This is a genomic window from Streptomyces sp. SM11 (assembly GCF_002910905.1).
In the GTDB taxonomy this organism is placed as follows: domain Bacteria; phylum Actinomycetota; class Actinomycetes; order Streptomycetales; family Streptomycetaceae; genus Streptomyces.
Genome location: NZ_NEUE01000124.1, coordinates 17319 through 39866 on the forward strand (window position 1 = coordinate 17319; position 22548 = coordinate 39866).

2 protein-coding genes are annotated in these 22548 nt (G+C 74.7%); both read right to left on the bottom strand.

Translation table 11 applies throughout. From position 1 onward, the window contains the following. Window positions 1-9: 9 nt before the first annotated feature. Window positions 10-10503, bottom strand: coding sequence for a type I polyketide synthase (locus tag B9S58_RS09310; RefSeq protein WP_374935663.1), 10494 nt, complete (start codon window positions 10501-10503; stop codon window positions 10-12). A 127-nt stretch (window positions 10504-10630) separates the two neighbouring features. Then, the gene (locus B9S58_RS09315; protein ID WP_103531646.1) at window positions 10631-22510 is read right to left on the bottom strand and encodes a type I polyketide synthase; all 11880 of its coding nucleotides are present in this window, start codon (window positions 22508-22510) and stop codon (window positions 10631-10633) included. Window positions 22511-22548: the final 38 nt, after the last annotated feature.

Below are 22548 nucleotides of genomic sequence, written 5' to 3' on the forward strand. Positions count from 1 at the left end.
GGCTGTCGGTCAGTCACGTTCGCCACCCAGGGCCATCCGGACGAGTTCGTCGACGGCCATGTCCTCGATGGCCTCGGCGGCGGGAGTGCCGGTGTCGCCCGCCGCTGCCTCCGGCCGGCCGGCGAGGGCCAGGAGCGTGTCGAGGAGACCGGCCCGGCGCAGGGCGGCGGGCGGGATCGTGGCGAGCAGGGAGCCGATCTCGTGGTCCGACGTCCCGGCCGCCTTCCCGGTGACGGCGGGTCCGCCCGGCCCGTCGGGTACCAGGCGTGTGCTGAGGTAGGCGGCGACGGTGGCGGGGGTGGGGTGGTCGAAGACCAGGGTCGCAGGCAGCCGGCGGCCGGTGGCGGCGCTGAGCCGGTTGCGGAGTTCGACCGAGGTGAGCGAGTCGAAGCCGAGGTCCTTGAACGGCTGGTCCGGGTCGATGGACCCGGCTCCGCCGCGGCCGAGGATGTCGGCGCCCCGGCTCCGTACCAGGTCGAGCAGGATGGCGAGGCGTTCCGCAGGGGGGAGGCCGGTCAGCCGGCGGCGCAGCAAGTCGGCCTCGGCGGCGTCCGCCCCGGAGGCCGGGCGGCGTACGGTGCCGGGGACCAGGGCCGAGAGCAGGGCCGGGACGGGCGCGGTCCGGGCCGCCGCCCGGAGCCGGCCGAGGTCGATCCTGACCGGCACGAGCAGCGGTTCGTCCAGGGTGAGGGCCGCGTCGAACAGCGCCATTCCCTCTTCGCTGCCGATGGCCGCTGTGCCTCCCCGGGACATACGCCGCAGGTCGGCGGCGGTCAGCGTCCCGGTCATGGCGCTACGGCGTTCCCACAGGCCCCAGGCGAGTGACTGGGCGGGCAGTTTCAGGGCCCGGCGGTGCTGGGCGAGCGCGTCGAGGAAGGCGTTGGCGGCCGCGTAGTTGCCCTGACCGGCGTTGCCGACCGTGGCGGACGCGGAGGAGAACAGGACAAAGGCCGACAGCGGCAGATCACGGGTGAGGGCGTGCAGATGGAGAGCCGCATCGACCTTGGGCCGCAGTACGTGGCGCATCCGCGCGGGGGTCAGCGACTCGACCGTACCGTCGTCCAGGACACCGGCCGCGTGGACGACCGCGCTCAGCGGACGGTCGGCGGGGATGCCGGCGAGCAGGGCTGTGAGCGCGTCCCGGTCGGCGACGTCGCACGCCTCCACATCCACCCGGGCGCCGAGGCCGCGCAGTTCGGCGGCGAGGCCGGCCAGGCCCGGGGCGTCGGCGCCGCGCCTGCCGACGAGCAGCAGGTTCCGTACGCCGTGCGCGGTCACGAGGTGCTGGGCCACCAGACCGCCGAGCGCGCCACCTGCTCCGGTGACGAGGACCGTTCCACCCGGCGCGCCGATACCGGACGGGGTGCCGGGGGCAGGGGCCGGAGCAGGGCCCGCGAGCGCGTCCGGGGCCGGGTTCGTGTTCAGGTCCGGGTCAGGGCCTGGGTGCACATCCGTGCCCGGGTTCAGCTCTGTCGTGATGGTGGCCCTGGCGAGTCGAGGCGCGAGGAGTTGCCCGGCGCGGATCGCCAGTTGGGGATCGGCTCCGGCCAGGGCCCGGGGCAGCAGGCGGGTCACGGCGGCCGGGTCGTCGGTGTCGATCAGCAGGAAGCGGTCCGGATGCTCGGACTGGGCGGAGCGGACGAGGCCGCGGACGGCCGCGCCGGTGAGGTCGGTGACCTCCTCACCGGGCGCCGTGGAGACCGCACCCCGGGTGACGAGGACGAGCCGGGCGCCGTCGTCCCAGCGCGGGTCGGCCAGCCACTCCTGGACGAGCCGCAGGGCGTCGTCGAGTGCGGTGTGTACGGACGCGGCGTCGGGCGGGGACAGAGGATGCGGCGTGGGGTCGCACCAGGCCAGTACGGCGGCGGGCAACGGCGCTCCCCCGTCCAGCGCGGCACCGAGCGCGGCCAGGTCCGGATGGCTGTCCGTGTCCGGGAGGAGTGCCCGATCACCGAGGACGGCCCAGTATCCGAGGGGGCCGACGGGCGCGGTGTCGGGCGCCGCCGACCACTGCACCCGGTAGAGGGATTCCGGCCCGCCGACCGGGCGGAGGGCGTCGAGATCTACCGGGCGGACGGCGAGCGCCTCGACCGAGGCGACCGGGAGGCCGTTCGGGTCGGTGGCGTCGATCGCCACCGACCCGTCCGGCCGGGAGCCGAGCCGTACCCTGAGCGCGGTGGCCTCGGAGGCGTACAGCCTGACTCCGCTCCAGGAGAACGGCAGCCCGGCGGACGGCCGGTCCGGGCCCGGCCCGCTCTCCGGCCGGCCACGCAGGAACAGTCCCTGCAGGGCGGCGTCCAGGAGGGCGGGGTGCACACCGAAGGCGGCGGCGGACCGGTGCTGGTCCTCGGGCAGGCGCACCTCGGTGAGGATCTCGTCTCCCCGGCGCCAGGCGCTGGTGAGCCCGCGGAAGGCCGGTCCGTAGCCGTAGCCGGAGGTGTGGAACCGCTCGTACAGGTCGTCGACGGGGATCGGGACGGCACCGGGCGGGGGCCAGGATCCGGGGTCGTCCGGTGCGGGCGGTGGCTTGCGGGTCGTGGCGTCGGCGGTGAGTACGCCGGTCGCGTGCGCGGTCCAGTGCGAGGTCGTCGCGTCCTCAGGGCAGGAGAACAGGTCCAGGGAGCGGCTGCCGTGCGCGTCCGCCGCGCCGACCCGTACTTGCAGGCGCACGGCGGTGTCGGCAGGTATCAACAGCGGTGACTGGAGCGTCAGTTCCTCCACCGTGTGGCATCCGGCCTCGTCCGCCGCGCGTACGGCGAGTTCCGCGAAGGCCGCGCCGGGCAGCAGGATCGTACCGGCCACGGCGTGGTCGGCGAGCCAGGGGTGAGTCCGCAGCGACAACCGGCCGCTGAGCAGCAGTTCACCCGTGTCGGCCAGTTCGGTGGCCGCTCCGAGGAGGGGGTGGCCGGCGGGGTCGAGCCCGGCCGATCCCACATCGGCCGCCGTAGTGAGCACCGGCGCGGGCCAGTAGCGGCTGCACTGGAAGGCATACGTCGGCAACTCGACCCGCCGCGCCCCCGGGAACGCCCCCGACCAGTCGACCCCCAACCCCCGCTCCCAGGCGCGGCCCACCGCACGCAACACCTGCTCCTGGCCGCCTTCTCCACGCCGGAGCGTCCCGAGCACCGCGGCATCCACACCGGCCGTCTCGACCGACTCCCCCACCGCAACGCCCAGCACAGGGTGCGGGCCGACCTCGACGAAGAACCGGAAACCGTCGGTCAGCAGCGTCTCCGTCGCGTTCCCGAACTCGACGGTCCGCCGGAGGTTTTGGTACCAGTACTCGGCGTCCAGGTTCTTCGTGTCCAGCCAGCCACCCGTCACCGTCGAGAGAAACGGCACCGCGCCCGAGCGCGGGCTGATGCCCTTCAGACCGGCGAGCAACTGCTCGCGGATCTCCTCCACATGCGAGGAGTGCGACGCGTAATCCACCTCGACACTACGGGCCCGGACACCCTCACCGGCCAGTTCTTCGAGGAGACCGGCAATCGCGTCCGCGTCACCCGAAACCACCGTCGATAAGGGGCCGTTGACCGCAGCCACCGACAACCACCCCGCCCACGGGGCTATGCGCTCACGCACCACATCCACCGACAACGGCACCGACGCCATACCGCCCCGCCCCGCCAACACCCCCACCGCACGGGAACGCAACGCCACCACACGGGCCCCATCCTCCAAACTCAACCCACCCGCCACGCAGGCAGCCGCCACCTCACCCTGCGAATGCCCCACCACCGCATCCGGCACCACACCGAACGACCGCCACACCTCCGCCAGCGACACCATCACCGCCCACAACACCGGCTGCACCACATCAACCCGCGCCAACAACCGCTCCGACCCCAACGCCTCCGTCAACGACCAATCCACGTAAGGCCCCAGAGCCCGCTCACACTCCGCCATCCGCCCCGCGAAGACCTCCGACTCCGCCAACAACTCCGCAGCCATCCCCACCCACTGCGACCCCTGACCCGGGAAGACCAGCACCGAACGACCTTCGACCGTACGGCCGCCGTCCCACGCTCCCGATTCGTCGTCAGCCATCTGGGCGAGCAGGGCGGGAAGTTGGTCCCGGTCTCCGATCAGCGCCCTCCGGTACTCGAAGGCGGTGCGTGTGTTCAGGGCGGACCCGATGTCGCGCGGGTCGGGTACGGGGCTGCCGTCCAAGTGGCGGCGTAGACGGTCGGCCTGGGAGCGCAGTGCCTGCGGGCCCTTCGCCGACAGGAGCCAGGGAACCGCCGGCAGGGGGGCGCGCTCGGCAGGCGGGCCGTCGTCGTCCAGGGGAGCGTGTTCGAGGATGGTGTGGACGTTGGTGCCGCTCAGGCCGAAGGAGGACACCCCGGCCCGTAAGGGACGGCCTTGGTGGAGCGGCCAGGGCTGCTGCTCGGTCGCGAGGGCCAGGGCTCCGCGTGTCCAGTCGACGTGGCCGGAGGGCCTGCCGACGTGCAGGGTGCGGGGCACCTGTCCGTGCCGCATGGACAGCACCGTCTTGATTATCCCTGCCACCCCCGACGCCGCCTGGGCGTGGCCGAGGTTGGACTTGAGGGAGCCGACCAGCAGGGGCCGGTTGGCGGGCCGGTCCTGGCCGTACGTGGCCAGCAGCGCCTGCGCCTCGATGGGGTCGCCCAGGGTGGTGCCGGTACCGTGGGCCTCCACCACGTCCACCTCGGACGCCGTCAGACCCGCGTCCGCCAACGCCGCCCGGATCACCCGCTGTTGGGACGGGCCGTTGGGGGCGGAGAGGCCGTTGCTCGCGCCGTCCTGGTTGACGGCGGAGCCGCGTACCACCGCCAGGACCGGGTGTCCGTTGCGGCGGGCGTCCGACAGCCGTTCCAGCAGCAGGACGCCGACGCCCTCGCCCATGCCCATGCCATCCGCGTCGTCCGAGAACGCCTTGCAGCGGCCGTCCTCGGCCAGTCCTCGCTGACGGGAGAAGCTGATGAGGGCGCCGGGGGTGGCCATCACGGCGACGCCGCCGACCAGCGCGAGCGAGCAGTCCCCGCCGCGCAGCGCCCGGCCCGCGAGGTGCAGGGCGACGAGGGAGGAGGAGCAGGCCGTGTCGATGGTCACCGCGGGGCCTTCGAGGCCCAGGGTGTAGGCGACCCGGCCGGATACGACGCTGGGTGCGCTGCCGGTGAGGAGGTGGCCGTCCCCTTCCTCCGACTGGGCGACGACGGCCGCGTAGTCGGCGTAGTTGACGCCGGTGAACACTCCGGTGCGACTGCCGCGCAGGGCGGCCGGGTCGATGGCCGCGCGCTCGATGGCCTCCCAGGTGGTCTCCAGGAGCAGCCGCTGCTGCGGGTCCATGGCCAGGGCCTCGCGCGGCGATATACCGAAGAACTCCGCGTCGAAGTCGGCCGCGTCGTGGAGGAAGCCGCCCCGCCGGGTCGTCGAGGTGCCGGGGTGGTCGGGATCGGGGTCGTAGAGGGCCTCGATGTCCCAGCCCCGGTCGGTGGGGAGGTCGGAGACGGCGTCGCCGCCGTCGACGAGCAGGCGCCAGAGCTCTTCGGGGGTGCCGATGCCCCCGGGGAAGCGGCAGGCCATGGAGACGATCGCGATCGGTTCGTCGTCGGGCGCGGGCGGATGCGCGGCGGCGTCCGTGACCGAGCGGGCCGGGTCGGAGAGGCGCGGGTCGGAGGGGGCCGGGTCGGTGGCCTGGCGGCCGAGCAATTCGGTGCGGATCTCCTGGGCGAGCGCGGTGGACGACGGGTGGTCGAAGATCAGGGTGGACGGCAGCCGCAGTCCGGTGGCCGCGTTGAGCCGGTTGCGGAGTTCGACGGCGGTGAGGGAGGCGAAGCCCAGGTCCTGGAAGGCTCTGCCGGGCCGGATCGCGTCCACCGTGGCATGGCCGAGGACGGCTGCGGCATGGGTGCGGACCAGGTCGAGCAGCAGCCGGTGCTGTTCGGATTCGGCGAGGGTGGCGAGCCGTTGGCGCAGCAGCGCGGCGGCGGGTGCCTCCGCGTCTGCGGCCACGGCCTCCAGGGCGCGGCGAGCCTCGGGGATGCCGGTGAGCAGCGGGCTGGGGCGGGTGGAGGTGAAGACGGCGGCGAACCGCTCCCAGTCCACGTCCGCGACGGTGAGGACGGTCTCGTCGTCGTCGAGCGCCTGGCGCAGGGCGTGGAAGGCGAGGTCGGGGGCGATCCGGGGCAGGCCGTGCTGCTCCAGGTTGAACAGGTCGGCGTCCGCTCCGGCGACGCGGTCCTGCCAGGGGTTCTCGGCCTGCCAGATGCCCCAGTCGACGGTGGTGGCGGTGAGGCCGCGGGCCCGGCGGTGCTGGGCCAGGGCGTCGAGGTAGGCGTTGGCGGCGGCGTAGGCGCCGTGGTTGCCGCTGCCCCAGACTCCGGCGATCGAGGAGAACAGGACGAAGGCGTCGAGTTCGCGGTCGAGCAGGGCGTCGAGGTGTTCGGCTCCGGCGGCCTTGGCTGCGACGATCTGTTCGAACGCGGACATCGGTGTGCCGTCCAGCGGGGCGAGCGCCACGAAGGCGGCCGCGTGGACGACCGCGGTGACCGGGTCGCCCGCCGTCTCCAGCCCGGTGAGCAGCTCCGCCACCGCCTGACGGTCCGACAGATCGCAGACGGGCAGGGTCAGTCGCACGCCGAGGGCGGCCAGTTCGGCGGCGAGTTCGGCCGCGCCGGGTGCCTGGGGGCCGCGGCGGCCGGGTAGGACGAGGTGGGTGGCGCCGCTGCGGGCCAGCCAGCGGGCGAGGTGCGGGCCGATGGCTCCGGTGCCGCCGGTCAGCAGTACGGTGCCACGGGGCGTCCAGCGGCTGGTGGGGGTGCCGCTCCGGGGGGCGCGCCGGAGGCGGCGGGCGAGGACCCCGGTGGGGCGCAGAGCGAGCTGGTCCTCGCGGCCGGGGCCGCCGCTCGTGCCGGCGCTGCCCGTGCCGGGGACGGAGGCCGTAAGTACGGCGGCGAACCGGGTCCTGGCGCGGGCGTCCAGCTCCGGTGGCAGGTCGATGAGTCCGCCCCAGCGGGCGGACAGTTCCAGTGCGGCCACCAGTCCGGTGCCCCAGACCAGTGCCTGGCGGGGGCGGGTGACCGGGTCGTCCGGGCCTGTGGACACAGCCCCGGTCGTGGCGCACCAGAGAGGCGCAGTGAGGCCCAAGTCGCCCAGGGCCTGCACCAGGGCGACGGTGAGTGCCGTCCCGGTGGGCAGGGCCGGGTGGTCGGGGTGGGGGCGGTCGGCGGCGGCCAGCAGCGACAGCACGCCCGTCGGGACGAGGCCGCCGAGGGCGGTGGCGAGCGTGTCCGCGAGGTCCGTGCGGTGGACGGCGTCGGCCGTGAGTTCCGCCGTGACGACGGTGGCGCCCGCTTCGGTGAGGGCGAGCAGCGGGCCGCGTACCCGTGCGTCGTCGTGTCCGGCGGGCAGGACGACGAGCCAGGTCCCGGCGGGAGTGGCGGCCGGCGGGTCGGGCAGGGGCTGCCAGCCGATGCGGTAGCGCCAGGAGTCGATGACGCTCTCGTCGCGCCGTTGTGCGTGCCAGCCGCGCAGGGCGGGCAGTACGGGGGCGAGGGCGTCCTCGTCGACGGCGAGGCGGGCGGCGATCTCGGCCGGGGCCTCGTGGTCGACCATGTGCCAGAAGGCCGTGTCGTGCGGGTCGGCGGCCGGTCCGGTGCCGGGCGCCGTCTCCGGCTCCAGCCAGTAGCGCCGCAGTTGGAAGGGGTATCCGGGCAGGGCGGTCGGGCGTACGCCGGTACCGGCGTACGCCGCGGACCAGTCGACGGACGCGCCCGCCACCCACAGCTCGGCGGCCGAGGTCAGGGCCCGGCGCAGTCCGCCGTCGTCGCGGCGCAGGGTGCCGACGACCACGGGCGGCTCCGCGGCGCCGGTGGCCTCGGCGGTGTCCTGGAGGGCCATGGTCAGCACCGGGTGCGGCGACACCTCGACGAAGACCTCGTGGCCCTGCTCGACCAGGGAGCGTACGGCCGCGTCGAAGCGGACGGTCCCGCGGAGGTTGCGGTACCAGTAGTCGGCGTCCATGACCGTGGTGTCGAGCCGGTCGCCGGTGACGGTGGAGAACAGTGGTGTACGGGCCGGGAGCGGGCGTACTCCGGCCAGCGCGTTCAGCACCTCGGACCTGATCCGTTCGACCTGGGCCGAGTGCGAGGCGTAGTCCACGGGTATGGACCGGGCCCGTACGCCCTGCGCGGCGCAGTGGGCGAGCAGTTCGGCGAGGGCCCCCGGCTCCCCCGAGACCACCACGGCGGCGGGCCCGTTGACGGCGGCCACCGACAGCTTCTCGGCCCAGGGGGCGATTGCGGCCCGGACCTCCTCCTCGGGCAGGGACACCGCGACCATGCCGCCGAGCCCGGCCAGCGCCCGGATGGCCCGGCTGCGCAGGGCGACGACCTTCGCCCCGTCCTCCAGGCTCAGCGCTCCCGCCACCACGGCGGCGGCGATCTCTCCCTGGCTGTGCCCGACCACGGCGTCGGGCCGGACGCCCCAGGACTCCCAGTGCGCGGCCAGGGACACCATCACCGCCCACAGCACCGGCTGCACCACGTCCACACGTTCCAGGTCGGGCACCCCGGGCACACCCTCCAGGACGGCGGGGAGCCGCCAGTCGACATGGGCGGAGAGGGCGGCGTCGCAAGCGGCGAGACGGTCCCGAAAGGCGGGGCTGGTGGCGAGCAGGTCCCGGGCCATACCGGTCCACTGGGAGCCCTGGCCGGGGAACACCAGCGCCGTCCGGCCCTCGACGACCCGGCCGGTGCCCATGACGACGTCGGCGGGGGCGGTGACGGCGTCCGCAGGCGGGGCGGGGGCGTCGGGTCGGTCCGTGCCCGGGGCAGTGGGGAGGTCCGGGGCAGGTGCGGACAGGGCGGCGAGCCCGTTCAGCAGGGCGTGGTGCCCGCCGCCGATCAGCACGGCCCGGTGTTCGAAGGCGGACCGGGTGGTCGCCAGCGAGAACCCGATATCGGCCGGCTGTGCGGGCGCGCCCGTGGTGAGCCGGGCGCGCAACCGCGCCGCCTGGTCCCCGAGCGCGGAGGCGGTGCGGCCGGACAGCACCCAGGGCAACGCGGCCCCGGGCACGTCCGCCTGCTCGGCCAACGGTCCGTCGGTCTGCGCTTCCGGCCCGTCGGTCACCTCTTCCGCTCCGTCGGCCGGTTCCGGCGCCTGTTCGGCCGGTTCCGGTTCCGGTACCTGTTCGAGGACGACGTGCGCGTTGGTGCCGCTCATGCCGAACGAGGACACCCCGGCCCGGCGCGGCCGGTCGACGGCGGGCCAGTCGCGGGCCTCGGTGAGGAGTTCGACAGCGCCCGAGGACCAGTCGGCGTGCGGAGTGGGCGCGTCCACGTGCAGGGTGCGCGGCAGGACACCGTGCCGCAGGGCGAGGACCGTCTTGATGACCCCGGCGACCCCGGCGGCGGCCTGGGTGTGCCCGATGTTGGACTTCAGCGAACCCAGCCACAACGGCCGGTCGGCGGGCCGGTCCTGACCGTACGTGGCCAACAGCGCATCGGCCTCGATCGGGTCGCCCAGCGTGGTACCGGTGCCGTGTGCCTCCACCGCGTCCACGTCGGACGCGGTCACGCCCGCGTCCGCCAGCGCCGCCCGGATCACCCGCTGCTGCGACGGACCGTTGGGGGCGGTCAGACCATTGCTCGCGCCGTCCTGGTTGATGGCCGAGCCGCGCAGCACGGCCAGCACCGTACGGCCGTTGCGGCGCGCGTCCGACAGCCGCTCCAGCAACAGCATCCCCACGCCCTCGCCCCAGCCGGTGCCGTCCGCCGCCGCCGCGAACGGCTTGCAGCGGCCGTCGGGGGACATCGCGCCCTGCCTGCTGAACTCGACGAACACCGCCGGGAGCGCCATCACGCTGACACCACCGGCGAGCGCGAGCGAGCACTCACCGGCCCGCAGGGCCCGCGCCGCGAGGTGCAGCGCCACCAGCGAGGCCGAACAGGCGGTGTCCACGGTGACGGCGGGGCCCTCAAGGCCGAGCGCGTAGGACACCCGCCCGGACATCACGCTCATCGAGTTCCCCGTCATCAGGAACCCCTGGACGGCCTCGGCAGCACCGGGGCCGAGCGTCGCGTACCCCTGGTCGATGGCCGCGGCGTACACCCCGGTACGGCTGCCCCGCAGGGTGAGCGGGTCGATGCCGGCCTGCTCGACGGCCTCCCAGGACGCCATCAGCAGCAGCCGCTGCTGCGGGTCCATGGCGACCGCCTCACGGGGCGAGATGCCGAAGAACTCCGGGTCGAAGTCGGCCGCACCGTCCAGGAACGCCCCCTGCCCGGGGACCGTGCCGCCGGACGGCCAGACGGTCTCCCAGCCCCGGTCGCCGGGGACGGCCGCGACCGTGTCGCGGCCTTCGGCGAGCAGGTCCCACAGGTCTTCCGGGGTGCGGACACCGCCGGGGAAGCGGCAGGCCATGGACACGATCGCGATGGGCTCGCTCGTACGGGCCTCGGCTTCCCGGAGCCGCTGCCGGGTGTTCCGCAGGTCGATGGTCACCCGGTTGAGGTAGTCGCGCATCCTCTGGTCGCTCACTGGACACCGCTGCTTTCGTCTCGGGCTGCTCGGGTCTCGTTTCCCGGTGCGCGGGGTGCGCGAACGGCGCGTACGCACACGGCGTGGAGTACGCGGACGGGGTGAGGCGCGCGGACCGGTGCCCCCGTCATGCCGACCCCAACTGCCGGTCGATGTAGTCGAACATCTCGTCGTCGGTGGCCGTCTCGATCAGCTCGGGGGCCAGCTCGTCCGCGTCGTCCGTGGGGCGGGCGGTGGCGGCCGGCGGCCCGCCGGGCAGCGGGCGGGCCAGCACCTCCCGTATCCGGGCGGCGAGTTCGTCGCTGACACCGTCCGGCGGCAGGGCGTCGAGCAGGGTCTCCAGGGTGTCGAGCCCGGCCCGGACCGCCGCGTCGCCGGTCGGGCGGGCGGCGGTGGCCCGCCCGGCGAGGTGGTGGGCCAGTGCCTCCGGGGTGGGGTGGTCGAAGACGAGCGCGGGCGGCAGCCGCAGACCGGTCGAGGAGGCCAGCCGGTTGCGCAGTTCGACGCCGGTGAGGGAGTCGAAGCCGACGTCCTTGAACGGGCGGGCCGGACGGACCAGGTCGGGCGAGCTGTGGCCGAGCACCGCCGCGGCGGTGCCCCGCACCAGGTCGAGCAGGGTCCGGTGCAGCTCGGCCTCGGGCAGCTCCGCGAGCTGCCGTGCCATCGAGCGGGCCGGTTCGGCGGCGGAGGCGGCACCGGTGCGGGCGGGGCGGACCAGGCCGCGGAGCACGGCGGGCAGCCGGTCGTCCGCCCGCAGCGCGGACGGGGCGATCCTGGCCGCGAGCCGGTAGGCGTACGGGGAGTCCAGCGCCGCGTCGAACAGGGCGAGGCCCTCCGTCGAGGTCAGCGCGCCCGCCCCGGTGCCCCGGCCCGCGGTCACCCCTGCGGTCATCCCGCTGCGCTCCTCCCACAGGCCCCAGCCGATGGACAGTCCGGGCAGTCCCCCGGCCCGGCGTTCGGCGGCGAGGGCGTCGAGGACCGCGTTGGCGGCGGCGTAGTTCGCCTGCCCGGCCGCACCGAACTGGGCGGCGCCCGAGGAGAACAGGACCAGCGCCGCGAGGTCGAGGTCCCGGGTGAGTTCGTCCAGGGCCAGCGCCGCGTCCGCCTTGGGCCGCAGGACGCGGTCGAGCCGGTCCGGGGTCAGCCCGGTGACCATGGCGTCGTCCAGGACACCGGCCGCGTGGACGACGGCGGTCAGCGGGTGCGCGGCGTCCACCGACCCGAGCAGGGCGGCGAGCGCGGCGCGGTCGGCGGCGTCGCAGGCGGCGACGGTCACCGACGCCCCGAGCCCGGTCAACTCCCCTACCAGCTCCGGCACTCCGTCGGCGGTGCCGCCCCGGCGGCCCGCCAGCAGCAGGTGCCGGATGCCGTGCGCGACGACCAGGTGCCGGGCCAGGAGCCGCCCCAGCGTGCCGGTGGCCCCGGTGATCAGGACGGTCCCTTCGGGGTCCGGCGGAGTGGGCAGCAGCAGGACGTTCTTGCCGACGCCCCGGGCCCTGCTGAGCGAGCGCAGGGCGGCCGGGGCCTGCCGGACGTCCCAGCCGGTGACGGGCAGGGGACGCAGCGCTCCCTGCTCGAACAGGCGCAGGACGTCGGTGAGCATCTCACCGATCCGCTCCGGACCGGCCTCCACCAGGTCGAACGCCCGGTAGCGCACCCCGGGGTACTGCCGGGCGACCGCCTCGGGGTCGCGGACGTCGGTCTTGCCCATCTCCACGAACCGGCCGCCGTTCGGCAGCAGCCGCAGACCGGCGTCGACGAAGTCCCGCGCCAGACTGTCGAGTACGAGGTCGACGCCGCGCCCTTCGGTGGCCGTCAGGAACTTCTCCGCGAAGTCGGTGGTCCGGGTCGAGGCGATGTTCGCGTCGTCCAGCCCACCGGCCCGCAGGACGTCCCACTTGGCGGGCGAGGCCGTCGCGAACACCCGCGCCCCGGCGTGCCGGGCGAGCTGCACCGCCGCCATGCCGACACCGCCCGCCCCGGCGTGGACGAGTACCGATTCCCCACGCCGCAGCCCTCCGAGGTCGAACAGGCCGTAGTAGGCGGTGAGGAACACCACCGGCACGGACGCCGCGCGGGCGAAGGACCAGCCCGCCGGTATCCGGGCGACGGTACGGCGGTCGGCGACGGCGGTCGGGCCGAACGCGCCCGTGAAGATCCCCATCACCCGGTCCCCGGGCACCAGGTCGTCCACCCCCGGGCCGACCTCGACGACGGTCCCGGCGCCCTCGCTGCCCAGGCCCTGTTGTTCGGGGCCGGGGTCCAGGCCGAGCGCGGCGATGACGTCGTGGAAGTTCAGCCCGGCGGCGCGCACCGCGATCCGTACCTCGCCCTTGCCCAGCGGGGCGAGGGCCTCGGGGGCGGGCTCCGCCGTGATGTCCTCCGGGGAGCCACGGCCGTCGGTGGTGAGCCGCCAGGCGGCGCAGTCCGGCAGGGACAGCGTGCCGTCGGCCCGTCCGCCGCGCACCAGCCGGGGCAGCAGGGGCGGGCCGGTCCGCAGCGCCAGCTCGGGTTCCCCGGCGGCGAGCGCCACCGGCAGCAGGTCCGCCGGCTCGGTGGTCCCGGCCGCGTCGACGAGGACGAAGCGCCCGGGGTGCTCGGCCCGCGCGCTGCGCACCAGGCCCCACAGGGCGGCCTGGGCGGGATCGACGGGCCGGTCGACCGGTCCGGTGCGGACCGCGTCCCTGGTGAGCAGGACCAGCTTGGCCCCGGCGAACCGCTCGTCGGCCAGCCATTCCTGTACGAGGGCGAGGCCCCGGTGCGCGGTGACGCGGACCCGGTCGGCGGCGTCGGGCAGGTCGGTGGTGTCGACGGCCGCCACGATCACCTCGGGGAGGGCGGCGCCCGCTCCGAGTGCGGCCCCCAGGGCGTCGAGGTCCTGCCACGACACCACGCCGGGGACGGCACCGCCGAGGGCTCCCCAGGAGGGCGGGGCACTGTCGGCCGGGCCGGTGGCCGGGATCCAGTCGAGGCGGTACAGCAGGTCGGCGTGGGCGGACGCGGAGAGCGGCCCGCCCTCGGCCGGAGGCCGCAGCAGCAGAGACTCCACCCCGAGCACCTGACGGCCCGACAGGTCGTGGGCGTGCAGGGTCACGGAGTCCGGCGCGTCGGCGGCGAGCCGTACGCGCAGTGTGGTGGCCCCGGTGATCCCGCCGGTCACCCCGTTCCAGCTGAAGGGCAGCCGGGCCCGGCCGTCCCCGTCGGGCAGCAGTGCGGCGGTCTGGAGGGCCGCGTCCAGCAGCGCGGGGTGCAGCACGCATCCGGCGGCGTCGGCGTGCTGCGGCTCCGGCAGCACCACTTCCGCGAACACCTCGCCGCCCCGGAGCCATGCGGCACGGATGCCGCGGAAGGCGGGGCCGTAGCGGTGGCCGGCCTCCGCGAAGCGCTCGTAGAGGTCGCCGGTGGCCACGCGTTCGGCGCCGGGCGGCGGCCAGCTCAGCAGACCGGCCGGGTCCCCAGCGGGCCGGGGCGCCAACGTCCCGGTGGCGTGCTCGGTCCAGGGCGCCTCGGCGTCCCGTGCGGTACGGGCGAACACGCTGAGCCGCCGGCGGCCGTCGCCGTCGGGCGCGGCGACCCGAAGCTGGAGGTGGACGGCGCCTTCGGCCGGGAGCGCGAGTGCCGATCCGAGGGTCAGCTCCTCGACCACCGGGCACTCCGCCTCGGCCCCGGCGCGCAGCGCGAGTTCGAGAAAGGCCGTGCCGGGGAAGACGACGACGCCCGACACCGCGTGGTCAGCGAGCCAGGGGTGGGTGTCCAGCGAGATCCGGCCGCTGAGCAGCAGCTCGTCGGAGTCCGCGACCTGCGTCGCCGCACCGAGCAGTGGGTGACCGGTCGTGGCGAGCCCCGCCGAGGCGACATCCCAACTAGTGGTCGGAACGTCGAGCCAGTAGCGGCTGCGCTGGAAGGCGTACGTCGGCAACTCGACCCGCCGCGCCCCCGGGAACACCCCGGACCAGTCCACGTCCAGTCCGCACTCCCAGGCACGGCCCACCGCACGCAACACCTGCTCCTGGCCGCCCTCCCCACGCCGCAGGGTCCCGAGCACCGCGGCATCCACGCCCGCTGCCTCCGCCGCCTCCCCCACCGCCACACCCAGCACGGGGTGAGGGCTCGCCTCGATGAAGAACCGGAAACCATCGGCCAACAGCGTTCTCGTCGCCTGCTCGAACTCAACGGTCTCGCGCAGATTCCGGTACCAGTACTCCGCGTCCAAGCCCTTCGTGTCCAGCCAGCCACCCGTCACCGTCGAGAAAAAGGGCACCGCACCCGAGCGCGGGGTGATCCCTGCCAGGTCGGAGAGCAACTGCTCGCGGATCTCCTCCACATGGGAGGAGTGCGACGCGTAGTCCACCTCGATCAACCGCGCCCGCACCCCTTCAGCGACAAGCCCCTCCACCAGCTCTGCGACGGCGTCCGCATCACCGCAAACCACCGTCGACAACGGGCCATTGACCGCCGCGACCGACAACCGGCCACCCCACCCGGACAGACGCTCCCGCACCTCGCCCACCGGCAACGGGACTGATGCCATGCCACCCCGGCCCGCCAACACCCCCACCGCACGGGAACGCAACGCCACCACCCGTGCCCCGTCGTCGAGGCTCAGCCCACCCGCCACGCAAGCGGCGGCCACCTCACCCTGCGAATGACCGACCACGCCGTCCACGGCCACACCGAACGACCGCCACACCTCGGCCAGCGACACCATCACCGCCCACAACACCGACTGCACCACATCAACCCGCGCCAACAACCGCTCCGACCCCAACGCCTCCGTCAACGACCAATCCACGTAAGGCCCCAGAGCCCGCTCACACTCCGCCATCCGCCCCGCGAAGACCTCCGACTCCGCCAACAACTCCGCAGCCATCCCCACCCACTGCGACCCCTGACCGGGGAGAACCAGCACCGAACGGCCGGAAACCAGCCCTCCGCCGGACACCGCAGCCCCCTGTGACAGCGCGGTGAGGTGCTCGGCGAGGTTCTCCGTGCCCACCAGGGCCGCGCGGTGTCCCAGCGCGCTGCGGCCCGTGGCCAGGGAGAAGGCCACGTCCGCCGCGCGGACGCCCGACCCGTCCGTGATCCGGGCCGACAGCGCCGCGGCCTGGGCGCGCAGTGCTTCCGGAGTGCGTGCCGAGAGGAGCAGGGGGACGGCGGCGGGTACGGTCTCCGGTGTCCCGGACCCGTCGATGAGCTGGTCCGCGGCAGGTTTCGGGTCGGCCGGGGCCTGTTCGAGGATGACGTGGGCGTTGGTGCCACTGACGCCGAAGGAGGAGACCCCGGCCCGGCGCGGACTGCCCGTTTCGTCCCACGTACGGGCCTCGGTCAGCAACTGTCCGGCCCCCGCCGACCAGTCCACCTCAGGCGTCGGACCGTCCACGTACAGCGTCTTGGGCATCACCCCGTGCCGCAGGGCGAGTACCGACTTGATGACCCCTGCCACACCTGCGGCTGCCGAGGCGTGTCCGATGTTGGACTTCAGCGAACCGATCCAGACGGGACGGTCCACCGGCCGGTCCTGCCCGTACGTCGCCAGCAGCGCCTGCGCCTCGATCGGATCACCCAACCGGGTCCCCGTCCCGTGCGCCTCCACCACATCCACATCCGACGCCGTCAGCCCCGCGTCCGCCAGTGCCGCCCGGATCACCCGCTGCTGCGACGGACCGTTCGGCGCCGTCAGACCATTGCTCGCACCGTCCTGGTTCGTGGCCGAACCCCGCACCACCGCCAGCACCGGATGCCCATGACGCCGCGCGTCCGACAACCGCTCCACCAGCAGCATCCCCACGCCCTCCCCGAAGGCGGTCCCGTCGGCTGCCGCCGCGAAGGACTTGCAGCGGCCGTCCGGGGCGAGTCCGCCCTGTCGGCTGAACTCGACGAAGAGTTCGGGGCTGCACATCACGTTGACACCGCCGGCCAGGGCGAGGGAGCACTCGCCCGAGCGCAGCGCCCGTACCGCGAGATGCAGGGCCACCAGCGACGACGAGCACGCCGTGTCCACCGTGACGGCGGGGCCTTCCAGGCCGAAGAAGTAGGCCAGGCGTCCGGAGACGATGCTTCCCGAGTTTCCGGTGCCGAGGAACCCTTCGACGTCCTCGGGGATGTAGGGCAGCAGCCGGGCTGCGTAATCCTGCTGCATCAGACCGACGTACGTGCCGACCGGGGCGCCGCGCAGGGTGGACGGGTCGATGGCCGCGCGCTCGAAGAGTTCCCAGGTGGTCTCCAGGAGCAGCCGCTGCTGCGGGTCCATGGCCAGGGCCTCGCGCGGGGAGATGCCGAAGAACTCCGCGTCGAAGTCGGCCGCGTCGTGGAGGAAGCCGCCGTGGCGGGTGTAGGAGGTGCCGGTGCGGTCGGGATCGGGGTCGTAGAGAGTGTCCAGGCTCCAGCCCCGGTCGGTGGGGAACCCGGAGATGCCGTCGCGGCCCTCGTCCAGCATCCGCCACAGGTCCTCGGGGGAACGGACACCGCCGGGGAGACGGCAGGCCACGGAGACGATCGCGATCCGGTCGTCGTCCGCGTCCCGGTTCCGGTCGGCCGGCCGCGCGGGTACGGAGGGTGTGTAGGCCGTTGTCGTGGCGGCATTCGGGGCCCTGAGTCCGGCGCCCAGGAAGGCAGCGAGCGCCGCCGGGGTCGGGTGGTCGAACACCAGGCCTGCGGGGAGGCGCAGGCCGGTGGCGGTGTTGAGGCGGTTGCGCAGTTCCACCGAGGCCAGCGAGTCGAATCCCAGTTCGCGGAAGGCACGTCCGGGGTCGAGGGTGTCCGGGGCGGGGTGGCCGAGGACGGCTGCCGCGTGGGTGCGGACGAGTTCGACGAGCAGCCGGGTCCGTCCGCCCGCGTCGAGGGCCGCGAGGCGGTGACGCAGGGCGTTGTCATCGGCCGCCGCCTCCGCGCCCGCGGCGGCCCGGCGCGGCGGGGTGCGCGCCAGGCCGCGCAGCAGCGGTGGCAGGGTTTCGGCCGTGGCCGCAGACCGCAGGGCGGCGCTGTCGAGGCGCATCGGGACCAGGGCGGCCCGGTCCACGGTGAGCGCGGTGTCGAATAGCGCGAGTCCCCGCTCGGTGGAGAGCGGCGGCATCCCGGACCGGGCAAGGCGGCGTACGTCGTCCTCGTCCAGGTGTCCGGTGAGGACGCTGGGCTGCTCCCACAGGGTCCAGGCCAGCGACTGGCCCGCCAGTCCCGCCGCCCGGCGCCGGACGGCGAGGGCGTCGAGGAAGGCGTTGGCGGCGGCGTAGTTGGCCTGTCCGGGGCCGCCGAAGGTGCCCGCGGCCGAGGAGAAGAGTACGAAGTGGGTGAGGTCGAGGTCGCGGGTCAGTTCGTGCAGGTGGAGGGCGGCCTCGGCCTTGGGGCGCAGGACGGCGTCCACGCGTTCAGGCGTGAGCGCGGTGACGACGCCGTCGTCGAGGGCGCCCGCCGTGTGGATCACGGCGGTCAGCGGGTGGGCGGGCGGGAGGTCCGCGAGTACGGCGGCCAAGGCGTCCCGGTCGGCGGCGTCGCAGGCGACGACGGCGGTCTCGGCGCCCAACTCGGCTAGTTCGGAACGGAGTTCCTCCGCTCCGGCGGCGGCCGGGCCGCTGCGGGAGAGTAGCAGCAGGTGCCGGACGCCGTGCGCGGTGACCAGGCGGCGGGCGATGTGGGAGCCGAGTAGGCCGGTACCGCCGGTGATCAGGACCGTACCGTCCGGGTCGAAGGACGGGAGGGGCCCGGCCGCGTCGTCCGAGGGGTCCGGGGCGTTCTTGAGGACCCGGACCAGCCGGGGTACGCGGACGTCGCCGCGCACCGCGGACTCCGGTTCCCCCGAGGCTAGGGCGGCGGCGACGCCCGGGAAGGTGCCGTGTTCGTCGTCGAGGTCGAGGTCGAGCAGGGCGAAGCGCCCGGGGTGTTCGGAACGGGCCGAACGGACCAGCCCCCAGAGCGCGCTGTGCGCGGGGTTGCGTACGTCCTCCCCTTCCCCGGCTTCCCCGGCGCTGACCGCGCCCCGGGTGGCGAACACCAGGCGCGCGCCCGCGAAGCGGTCGTCGGCGAGCCAGGTCTGTACGTCGGTGAGGGCCTGGTGGACGGCCGCGCGGACCGCGGCGGCCGGTCCGGCCGCGTCCGGCTCCCCACAGACGAGCAGGACCGTTCCGGGCACCGGGGCTCCGGCGTCGACGGCGGCCTGCAGTGTGGCCAGGTCTGCGGTGCGGTGGACGGGTGCGCCGCCGGCGCGCGGGGGTGCGGTGACCCATTCCGTGGCGTAGAGGTCCTGGTGGCGGCGGCCTTGAGGCGCCCGGTCGGCGCCGAGGGCGAGCGTTCCGGCGGGCCGCAGGACCAGCGCGTCGACGGTTGCCACGGGGGCACCGGTCGCGTCGGCGACGGCGAGCGTCACCGCGTCGGGTCCGGCCGGGGCGAGCCGGACGCGGATCACCCCGGCGCCGGTGGCGTGCAGGGTGACACCGTTCCAGGAGAACGGCAGCCGTCCCCCGGGGTGGGCGTCCGCGCCGGGGGCGCCGGGCACGCCGGTGGCGTGCAGGGCCGCGTCCAGCAGGGCCGGGTGGAGGCCGAAGCGGTCGGCGTCGGGGGCGGTCACGGTGGCCTCCGCGAACAGTTCGTCGCCGCGCCGCCAGGCCGCGCGCAGGCCCTGGAAGGCGGGACCGTAGGCGAATCCGCCCGCCGCGAAGCGGTCGTACAGCCCGTCGAGGTCGAGGGGTTCGGCGTCGGGCGGCGGCCATGGCATCGGCCCGCCGGCCCCGGTGGCTTCGGCGCCGTCCTGGGCCAGGACGCCTTCGGCGTGCCGGGTCCACTCGTCGTCGAAGTCTCCGTCGGCGGTGGTGTCCGGCCGGGAGTGCAGGCTGAGCGGGCGGTGGCCCAGGGAGTCGGGAGCGCCCACGGTGAGGCGCAGTACGGTGCCGCCGTGCTCGGGCAGCACCAGGGGGGCCTCAAGGGTGAACTCCTCGACCCGGGGGCAGCCGACGCGGGCTCCGGCCTGGAGTGCGAGTTCCAGGAAGGCGGTGCCCGGGAGGAGTGCCCGGCCGCCGACGGCGTGGTCGGTGAGCCACGGATGGGTGCGGGCCGACAGTCGGCCGGTGAGGAGCAGGCCGTCGCTGTCGGCGAGGAGCACGACGGCGCCCAGCAGAGGATGGCCGGCGGGGGTCAGTCCGGCGGAGGTGACGTCGGCGGTGGGTGCGGCGCCGTCCTCCAGCCAGTACGGGGCGCGCTGGAAAGCGTAGGTGGGCAGTTCCACCCGTCCGGGGCGGCGGCCGGCGAAGACGGTGTCCCAGTCCGGGGAGACTCCGCGCAGATGGAGTTCGGCCAGCGACTCGGTGAACCGGCGCGGGCCGCCGTCGTCGCGGCGCAGGGTGCCCAGGGCGGTGGCGTCGACACCCGCGTCCTCGACGGTCTCCAGCATCCCGACGGTGAGGACCGGGTGCGGGCTGCTCTCCAGGAGGACCTGGTAGCCGTCCGCGAGCAGGGCGCGGGTGGCCTGTTCGAAGCGGACGGTCCCGCGCAGGTTCCGGTACCAGTAGTCGGCGTCGAGGACGGAGGTGTCCTCCAACAGGGCGCCGCTGACCGTGGAGTAGAAGGGGACGACGGACGGACGCGGGGTCACCCCGTCCAGCTGGGTGAGCAGTTCCGTACGGATGTCCTCGACGTGGGCGCTGTGCGAGGCGTAGTCGACGGGGACGCGCCGGCTGCGGATGTCCAGGGCCGTCGTCCGGTCGAGGAAGGCGTCGAGCGCGTCGGTGTCGCCGGAGACGACGGTGGAGGCGGGTCCGTTGACGGCGGCGACGGAGAGCCGGCCCTCCCAGGAGGCGAGGTGTTCGGTGACCTGTTCGGCGGGCAGGGCCACCGAGGCCATGCCGCCGCGTCCGGCCAGGGCGCGGATGGCCCGGCTGCGCAGGGCGACGATCCGTGCGGCGTCGTCCAGGGAGAGGGCTTCGGCGACGCACGCGGCGGCGATCTCGCCCTGGGAGTGGCCGATGACGGCGCCGGGGGTGATGCCGTGGGAGCGCCACAGTTCGGCGAGGGAGACCATGACGGCCCAGAGCACCGGCTGCACCACGTCGACGCGTTCGCCCGGCGGGGTGCCGGGGGCGCCGCGCAGGACGGCTTCCAGGGACCAGTCGACGTAGGGGGCCAGGGCAGCCTCGCACTCCGCGAAGCGGGCGGCGAAGGCGGGGGCGGAGTCGAGGAGTTCGACGGCCATGCCGGCCCATTGGGACCCCTGCCCGGGGAAGACGAGGGCGACCTGCCCGCCGGTTCCGGCAATGCCGCCGACCAGGCCGGGGACGGTGCGTCCGGCCGCCAGGGCGTCGAGGCCGTCCCGGAACTCGTCGGGGTGTGCCCCGATCAGGACCGCCCGGTGCTCGTGCGCGGCGCGGGTCGTGGCGAGGGCGTGGCCGACCTCGGCCGGGCCGGGTCCGGGGTGCGTGTCGAGGTGGTCGCGGAGCCGTGCGGCCTGGGCGCGCAGCGCTTCGACGGTGCGTCCGGAGAGCACCCATGGGAGGACGGGTGGCGGTGTGCCGTACGGGGCCGGGGTGTGCCGGGCCGTGTCCTGGCCGACGGGGGCGTCGGAGCTGCCCTGGGCGTCCGGTTCTCCGTGCTCGGCGGGGGCTCCGGGGGCGTCCGCCCGTTCTCCGTCCGCCCGTTCTTCCTCCGCCTGCTCCAGGACGACATGTCCGTTGGTACCGCTGACGCCGAACGAGGAGACCGCCGCCCGGCGCGGCCGTCCGGTCTCGGGCCAGGGGGTGTTCGCGGTGACCAGGCGTACCGCGCCCGCCGTCCAGTCGATCTGCGGGGAGGGGTCCTGCGCGTGCAGGGTGGGCGGGACGGTGCCGTGCCGCAGGGCGAGGACGGTCTTGATGACGCCGCCGACTCCGGCCGCCGCCTGGGTGTGCCCGATGTTGGACTTGAGCGAGCCGAGGAGCAGCGGCTGGCCGTCCGCGCGGTCCTGCCCGTAGGTGGCCAGCAGGGCCTGGGCCTCGATCGGGTCGCCCAGCGGGGTGCCGGTGCCGTGCGCCTCGACCACGTCCACGTCGGCGGGGGTGAGTCCCGCGTTGGCCAGGGAGTGGCGGATGACGCGCTGCTGGGCGGGGCCGTTGGGGGCGGTGAGCCTGCTGCTGGCGCCGTCCTGGTTGACGGCGGTGCCACGGATCAGGGCGAGGACCGGGTGGCCGTTGCGCCGGGCGTCGGAGAGGCGCTCCAGCAGGAGCATGCCGACGCCCTCGCCCCAGCCGGTGCCGTCGGCGGAGGCGGCGAAGGACTTGCAGCGGCCGTCCCGGGCCAGGCCGCCCTGGCGGCTCATCTCCACGAACGGGACGGGTGTCGACATGACCATCGCGCCCCCGGCCAGGGCCAGGGTGCAGTCGCCGGACCGCAGGGCCTGGGCGGCGAGGTGGATGGCGACCAGCGAGGAGGAGCAGGCGGTGTCGACGCTGACCGCCGGGCCCTCCAGGCCGAAGGTGTAGGCGACGCGGCCCGAGGCGACGCTGTCGGAGCTGCCGCTGCCGACGTACCCGGCCACGTCGTCGGGGACCTGGCGCAGCCGTACCGCGTAGTCCTGGTACATCACTCCGGCGAAGACGCCGGTCCTGCTGCCGCGCAGGGTCGCGGGGTCGATGCTGGCCCGTTCGAACGCCTCCCAGGTGGTCTCCAGGAGGAGCCGCTGCTGCGGGTCCATCGCGAGTGCTTCGCGCGGGGAGATGCCGAAGAACCCGGGGTCGAAGTGGCCGACGTCGTCGAGGAAGCCGCCCAGGGCGGTGTGGCTGGTGCCCTCGCGCAGTTGTTCCGGGTCGTCCAGGTGGTCGAGGTCCCAGCCCCGGTCGCGGGGGAATCCGGTGATGGCGTCGGTCCCGTCCGTGACCAGGCGCCAGAGGTCCTCGGGGGACCGTACGCCGCCGGGGTAGCGGCAGCTCATCGCGACGACCGCGATGGGTTCGCGGCCCGCTTCCTCCGCTTCGGTCAGGCGTCGGCGGGTGCGGTGCAGGTCCGCGGTCACGCGCTTGAGGTAGTCCCTCAGCTTGTCGTCATTCACCATCGGGAGCCGCCGTCCTGGTTCGCGTGTCGGTTCGGTGT